Raw genomic sequence first — 6,720 nt, forward strand, 5'->3', positions numbered from 1 at the left:
GCGCGCCGAGACCGAGCCCGAGCAGTCCGGCGGCGACGCCGAGCCTGCGCCACCCCGCCTCGGTCTCGGGCGCGGCGAAGGGCAGAGCGGCGCCGAACCGTCCGGCCAACAGCCAGCCGAGCCCGGCGGCGGCGAGCGCGAGCAGACCCAGGCCGGCGCGCATCGCCCAGTCGGGTCCTGACGGGCCGACCGCGCCGCGTCGGCGCCCGAGGAAGGTCGCGGCCCCCGCACGGCCGATGTAGATTCCGCCGAGGAGGACGAGCAGGACGACCAGGGCCCCCGTCCCGGGGCCGTGCCGCGACGCCACCGCGAGGATTGCCTCCTCGCTCCGGAACCCGGACAGGGGCGGCACGCCGGCCAACGACAGGGCCGCGACCAGGAAGGCGGCGCCGGCGAACGGCAGCGCGCGAGCCAGCCCCCCGAGGCGGACGAGGATGCGCGTGCCCGCCCGTTCCTGCACGATGCCCGCGGCGAGGAACAGGGTCGATTTGAAGGCGGCGTGCGCCGCGAGGTGGAAGGCGGCCGCGCCCGGGCCGCCCAGTCCGAGGGCCACCATCATCTCGCCGAGCTGCGAGCAGGTGGACCAGGCGAGCACCCGCTTCAGGTCCGCCTCGGCGGTGGCGATGAGGCCGGCGGCGAGCGCCGTCGCGGCCCCGATCCAGAAGAGGGTGTCGAGCGCGCCGGGCGACGCCGCGAAGACCGGGTACAGGCGCAGCACGAGGAACACGCCGGCGGCCACCATCGTGGCGGAGTGCAGCAGGGCCGAGACCGGGGTCGGCCCGACCATCGCGTCGGGGAGCCAGGCGGAAAGCGGTAGCTGGGCGCTCTTGCCGACCGCGCCGGCCAGCATGAGGAGGGCCATCGCGGTGACCGTGCCGGGGCCGATCCGCCCGCCCTCGACGGCTCCGACGAGCGCGTCGACGTCCGTGGTCCCGACGGCGGCGAGCGCCAGGAGCCAGCCGAGCAGGAGGCCGACGTCGCCGATCCGGGTCATCAGGAACGCCTTGGCGGCGGCCGCGGCGGCGCCAGGCTCGGCATGGTCGAAGCCGATCAGGAGGAACGAGGCCAGCCCGACCACTTCCCAGGCCGCGAACAGGAGCGCGAGGGAGCTCGATAGCACGAGCGTCAGCATCGCGCCGACGAACAGGCCGAGCTCGGCGAAGAAGCGGGGCCGGTCGTCGCGCCCGGCCATGTAGCCGAGGCCGTAGAGGCCGACGCAGACCGCGACGCCCGCGACCACCGCCGCGACGAACCGCGTGAGCGGCGTCGCCGCGAGCCCGACGGTGAGCCGATAGCCGCCGCTCTCGAACCAGGTCGCCGACAGGGCGGCATCGGACGGCAGCGACGCGAGGCCGGCGAGCGCCAGGGCGACGGCGCCGACGACGAGCTCGCCGCCGCCCCGGGGCAGGCGGCGGCCGAGGCCGAGGGCGGCCGCGGCCGCCACGAGCGGCAGGAGCGGGACGGCGAGTAGGGCGGTCATCGCTTGAGGTCGGCGTAGGCGTCGACCTCGGCCGTCCGGCGCTGCCGGTACAGCAGCAGGACGAGGGCGAGCCCGATGGCCATCTCGACGGCGCCCACCGTGACGACCAGGATGGCGAGGATCTGCGCGGAGTAGTCGCCCGGCGCGGTGAACCGCCAGAACGCGACGACGTTCAGGCCGATGGCGTTGAGGAGCACCTCGACGCCCATCAGGATCATGACCGCCGAGCGCTGGGCGACCACGGTGTAGAGGCCGATGGCGAACAGGAGCGCGCCTACGACGAGGTAGGCGGTCAGCGGTACCGTCATCCGATATGTCCCCCATGCCGGCGGTGGGCGCCGTGGTCGGGCGCGGGCTCCGCCACCCCGTTCAGGGTCGCGCGTGGCGCGAGGCGGTCGTTCCGGATCGGCTCGGGCTCGGCGTCGACCGCGACCTTGGCGGCGCGCGAGGCGTCGTCCGGGTAGGTGGAGGGCCGGGCGAGCAGCAGGGCGCCGAAGATGCCGATCAGGATCAGGAAGCCGGCGCCCTCGAAGGCGACCATGTACTTCTCCATGAGGAGATGTCCGACCCGGCGTGCCGAATCCGCGTCCGGCACCGCGTCGGGCATCACCGGCCAGGCCGGCCGCAGGACCAGCATCCCGACGAGCACGGCCCCGACGCCGAGGGCGAGCCAGGCCGCGACGGGGCGCACGGGCGTCACCATCGACATGTCCATGCCACCCATGTCCATGCCGCCGTGGCCGCCCCCAGGCGCGTGGTCGTGCCCGTGGGCAGCCTGCCCGTGTGGGTGGGCCGCGCGCTCGCCGTGCCCGCCCTGGGCCTCGTGCGGCATGGCTTTCGCCGCCCCGTCGTGCGCCTCGGCATGGTCGCCGCGCGCCTCGCCGCCGGGCCGGGGCGGGTGGGTGCCGGAGTGGCCCTCGCCGTGTCCCGTGGCCGCGGTTCGGTCGCCGGCCTCGCCCTGCCGGTGGCCGTCCGGCCCGGCCTCCGCGGGCCGGCGCGGGACGAGCCCCAAGCTGGACCAGCGCTCCAGCGGGGCCAGGTCCATGCCGGCCATCATCGCCCCGCCCGGGTCGTGCATGACCAGGACCATGAACAGGATCATGACGAGGAAGCCGCCGATATACATCATGACCTGGAGCAGCCCGATCAGGTCGGCGGACAGGAGGATGAACAGGCCGGCGACCCCGATGAAGGAGGCCATCAGGAAGATGCCCGAGCGGAACATGCTCATGGTCGTGGTCATGCCGAGCGCGCCCGCGACCGCGACGAAGGCGCAGGTCGCGAAGGCGGTGAGCTCGAAGGCCGCGGTCATGCCCGCGGTCCCACGCCGAGAAGGATCAGGCCGCCGACGAGGAGCACGTTGACGAGACCCGCCGGGATCAGGGCCTTCCAGGACAGCGCCAGCATCCCGGCCGTCGAGAACGGCCGGACGCAGCGCCCGAGCCCCAGCATCAGCGCCATCAGGGCGTAGGTCTTCGCCAGCATCCAGGCCCAGCCCGGCAGCCAGGGGCCCGAGGGGCCGCCGAGATAGAGCACCGCTCCGACCGCCGCGACGACGAAGAGCACCCCGGCGAGCGCGACCCGCCACAGGAGGGCGGACCAGCCTCCCGCCGCGCCGAGCACGCCACCGCCGATGGAATCCGCGAACGGCTCCAGGAACGGGGCGCGGTAGGACTGCATCAGCCCGGTGACGAGGTAGAGGAGGAAGCCCATGGGTTGCAGGACCACGAACCACAGGTCTCGTTGCGCCGCGACGACGGCGACGGTCGACAGGGAGCCTGCCATCATGACCACGCCGACATAGGCCAGGCCGAGCGGCACGACGTAGGCGACGAGTTGGGCCACGATGCGGTAGCAGGCTTCCACGGCCTCGGGCGTGTTCGCGCCCCAGCCGGCGAGCGCCAGGCCGAGTACGACGAAGTCGACGACGACGATGACGTAGAAGAGGCCGACGCCGAGATCCCGGCCGATCAGCCCGGGCCCGAACGGGATGACCACCACGGCGAGCGCGACCCCGCCGAGCGCCACCGCCGGGCCGGCCGGCAGCAGCCAGCGGTCGGCATTGGGCAGGTCCAGGCCGCGCCCGAGGCCGACGGCGCGCGCCGGCCCGGCCTCCAGGCCCCGGCGCGCGACGAGGCGCTCGACCGCAAGGGTCAGGGCGGCGCCTCCGAGGAGCGCGGCCAGCACCGCCGCGGCGCTCGCGATCATTCCCATCGGAGCCCGCCCATGCCCCAGGCGTAGGCGATGCCCGCCGAGAGGAGCGCGATGAAGACCAGCATGTCCAGGAAGGCGGTCACGCCGACGTCGGCGAAGACGACCGCCCAGGGATACATGAAGATCATCTCCATATCGAAGGCGAGGAAGATCAGCGCGTAGACGGCGTAGCCGAAGCGGAACTGCGCCCAGGCCTGGGGGGCACGGGTCGTCCGCCTCGGGACCCGCACGAATGCGGCCGCGGCCAGCAGCGCGAGGCCGGCGCCCATCAGCAGCACCAGCGCCACGAACGCGTAGTCGCTCACGGTCGACCCCGGCAGCGGTTCCATCCTCGCTCCTCCCCTCCCATGGCGGCCCTCGCTCGCCGGGCCTCGGCCGCAGGACCGCACCGCCCATCCGCCCGGAACCGTTGTCGCGACCGACGGGGCGCGCCCCGGCCGGCCTGCCTCAATCTTCCTTGAACGCCCGCCGAACCTGGTCGTTGAGGGGCTTTGTCAGGTAGGAGAGCACCGTCCGCTCGCCTGTCCGGATGAAGACCTCGGCCGGCATGCCCGGCACGAGCTTGATCCCCTTGAGCCGCGCGACCTGGTCCGCGTCCGGCCTGACATGGACCTTGAAGAAGCTCGTGCCCGTCTTCTCGTCCGTGATCTGGTCGGCGGCCACGAGGCTGACCGTGCCCTCGATCTCCGGGGTGGTCCGCTGGTTGAACGCGGTCAGGCGCAGCACGGCGTGTTGTCCGAGCCGGACCTGGTCGATGTCCTTCGGGGCGACCTTCGCCTCGATCACGAGCGTGTCCGACCTCGGGACGATCAGCATGATGGACTCGCCCGGGCTGACGACCCCGCCGATGGTGTGGACGGCCAGTTGGTGGACCATGCCGTCCTGCGGGGCCCGGATGTCGATGCGCTTGAGCTGGTCCTCGGCCGCGACCCGCTTCTCGACGAGCTCGGCGATCTTGGCCTGAACCTCGCTCAACTCCTTTGCCACCTCGCTACGCAGGTCCTGGTCGACCTGGATCACCTGGAGCTCGGTCTCGGAGATCTTGCCCTTCGCCTGCGCGACGGAGGCGACGAGCTGCCCGTGCTCGCCCTCCAGGCGGGCGGCGTCGCGCTCCAGGGCGGTCACGCGCTGGATGGGGACCAGGTTCTTGCGCCAGAGGTCGCGCACGCCTTCGAGCTCGCGGTTGATCAACTCGGTCTCGCGCCGCTTGCCGGCGATCTGGCCCGTCAGGCCCTGGATCTCCTCCCGGAGCTGGCCGGTCCTCTCCTTCAGCTGCGCCTTCTGGCCCGCGCGGGCGTCCCGGCGCAGCTCGAACAGCCGGGTCTCGCCTGCGATGACCTTCCCCGCTTCCGGGTCGCTCTGGGCGCGGCCCCTGAGGACGGCCGCGAACGAGATCCGGGGGGCGCCGTCGCGTTCCGCCTCCAGGCGGCCCTGGCGCGCGGTCAGCTCGGCCAGGCTCTTGTCGACGACGGCGAGGTTGGCGCGGGTCACGGTCTCGTCCAGCCGCATGACGACCTGGCCGGCGCGCACGAGGTCGCCGTCCCGGACCCGCACCTCGCCCACCACGCCCCCGGTGGGGTGCTGCACCTTCTTGACGAAGGAATCGACGACGAGCGTCCCCGGTGCCACGACGGCGCCGGCGAGCTCGGTGGTGGCCGCCCACCCCCCGAGGCCGACGGTGAGCAGGGCCGCGGCCGCCAGGCTCAGGACGAGGTGGCGCCGAACGGAGCGGCGGATGTCCCAGGGGCGCTGCGCGCTCACGCCCGCGCTCCTTCCGATAGGGTCCCTTCCGTGGCGGCGACCACGCGCAGCGGCACCGCTCTCTCGGGTGGCGGGCGCTCCTTGCCGTCGCCCCTCGGCAGCCAGGCGCTCGCGGCCGCGGTCGGGCGCTTCAGGGCGGACAGGACCTCATGCTTGGGCCCGAAGGCGCGGACCCGGCCCTCCGCCATGAACAGCAACCGGTTGACCGCCGCGAGGGCGCTCGGACGGTGGGCGACGATGACCACGGTCCCGCCGCGGGCACGCACGTCCCGGATCGCGCGGTTCAGGGCGTCCTCACCCTCCGCGTCGAGGTTGGAGTTCGGCTCGTCGAGGACGACGAGGAACGGCGCGCCGTAGAGGGCGCGCGCCAGCGCGATGCGCTGGCGCTGGCCTCCCGACAGGGCGGCCCCACCTTCGCCGATGGGCGTATCGTAGCCCTTCGGCAAGGCGCACACGAGGTCGTGGACGCCGGCGGCGCGTGCGGCGGCGACGATGGCCGCGGAGGCCGCGTCCGGGTCGAAGCGCGCGATGTTCTGCGCCACCGTGCCGGCGAAGAGTTCGACGTCCTGCGGCAGGTAGCCGATGTGCCGGCCGAGCACATCCGGCGGCCACCGGTCGAGGGTGGCGCCGTCGAGCCGGACGCAGCCGCGGACCGGCCCCCAGATCCCGACCAGGGCACGGATGAGCGAGGACTTGCCGGAGCCGCTGGCACCGATGACGCCGAGCCCCTCGCCGGCCCGCAGCGCGAAGGTGGCGTCGTCGACGAGGGCATGTTCGAGCCCGGGGGCGGTGACCGTCAGGGCCTCGACCCGGACGCTCTCGCAGGGGGCCGACAGGGCGACGCTCAACCGCTCGTTCGGGAACGCGGCGAGGAAGGCCTTGAGGCGTCCCCAGCCCTGCCGGGCCGCCACGAGCGACTTCCAGTGTGCCACCGCCAGCTCGACCGGCGCCAGGGCCCGGGCGACCAGGATCGAGCTCGCGATCATGATGCCGCCCGTCGCCTCGCCCTCGATCACGAGGTAGGCGCCGACGCCGAGCACCAGGGATTGCAGGGTGAGCCGCAGCACCTTGGCCATGGCGCCGAACCCGCCGGCGACGTCCGACACGCGCCGCTGGGCCACGAGGTGGCGCTCGCTCGCCTCGGCCCAGAGGTCGCCCGTGCGCGGGGTCATGCCCATGGCGCGCAGCACCTCGGCGTTGCGCCGGCCGGCCTCCGCCAGGGCGTAGCGCTGGCCGGCCGCTGCTGCCGCCGCCCGCGACGGGCG

Annotated in this window: 7 protein-coding genes; all 7 read right to left on the reverse strand. The window is 73.9% G+C overall.

Annotated features, from left to right (window positions below; translation table 11 throughout):
• A partial coding sequence (locus MZTS_RS18485) for an NADH-quinone oxidoreductase subunit 5 family protein (RefSeq protein ID WP_192284962.1) occupies positions 1–1,480 on the reverse strand: 1,480 nt, incomplete at its 3' end.
• The gene (gene nuoK / locus MZTS_RS18490) at positions 1,477–1,788 is read right to left on the reverse strand and encodes an NADH-quinone oxidoreductase subunit NuoK (RefSeq protein ID WP_009865163.1); all 312 of its coding nucleotides are present in this window, start codon (positions 1,786–1,788) and stop codon (positions 1,477–1,479) included. The genes MZTS_RS18485 and nuoK, both read right to left, overlap by 4 nt.
• Positions 1,785–2,792, reverse strand: coding sequence for an NADH-quinone oxidoreductase subunit J family protein (locus MZTS_RS18495; protein WP_183667269.1), 1,008 nt, complete (start codon positions 2,790–2,792; stop codon positions 1,785–1,787). Before MZTS_RS18495 ends, nuoK begins: the two co-directional genes overlap by 4 nt.
• Positions 2,789–3,688, reverse strand: a complete 900-nt coding sequence (locus tag MZTS_RS18500) for a complex I subunit 1 family protein (protein ID WP_238255875.1) — start codon at positions 3,686–3,688, stop codon at positions 2,789–2,791. Before MZTS_RS18500 ends, MZTS_RS18495 begins: the two co-directional genes overlap by 4 nt.
• Positions 3,685–4,023 (reverse strand): NADH-quinone oxidoreductase subunit A, encoded by a 339-nt coding sequence (locus MZTS_RS18505; protein ID WP_183667271.1) that lies wholly within the window; start codon positions 4,021–4,023, stop codon positions 3,685–3,687. Before MZTS_RS18505 ends, MZTS_RS18500 begins: the two co-directional genes overlap by 4 nt.
• 118 nt (positions 4,024–4,141) lie before the next feature.
• Entirely contained in the window at positions 4,142–5,455 is a 1,314-nt protein-coding gene (locus MZTS_RS18510) for an HlyD family type I secretion periplasmic adaptor subunit (RefSeq protein WP_183667272.1), read from the reverse strand.
• On the reverse strand, positions 5,452–6,720 hold a 1,269-nt coding region (locus MZTS_RS18515; RefSeq protein ID WP_192284963.1), incomplete at its 5' end, for a type I secretion system permease/ATPase. The genes MZTS_RS18515 and MZTS_RS18510, both read right to left, overlap by 4 nt.

It is taken from the genome of Methylorubrum zatmanii, assembly GCF_014845115.1.
GTDB lineage: Bacteria > Pseudomonadota > Alphaproteobacteria > Rhizobiales > Beijerinckiaceae > Methylobacterium > Methylobacterium zatmanii.

What these genes read in the sequence shown, in the direction of transcription:
- MZTS_RS18505 (WP_183667271.1), bottom strand. Translation starts at nt 4,023, where the DNA reads ATGGAACCGCTGCCGGGGTCGACCGTGAGCGACTACGCGTTCGTGGCG.
- MZTS_RS18495 (WP_183667269.1), bottom strand. Translation starts at nt 2,792, where the DNA reads ATGACCGCGGCCTTCGAGCTCACCGCCTTCGCGACCTGCGCCTTCGTC.
- nuoK (WP_009865163.1), bottom strand. Translation starts at nt 1,788, where the DNA reads ATGACGGTACCGCTGACCGCCTACCTCGTCGTAGGCGCGCTCCTGTTC.
- MZTS_RS18500 (WP_238255875.1), bottom strand. Translation starts at nt 3,688, where the DNA reads ATGATCGCGAGCGCCGCGGCGGTGCTGGCCGCGCTCCTCGGAGGCGCC.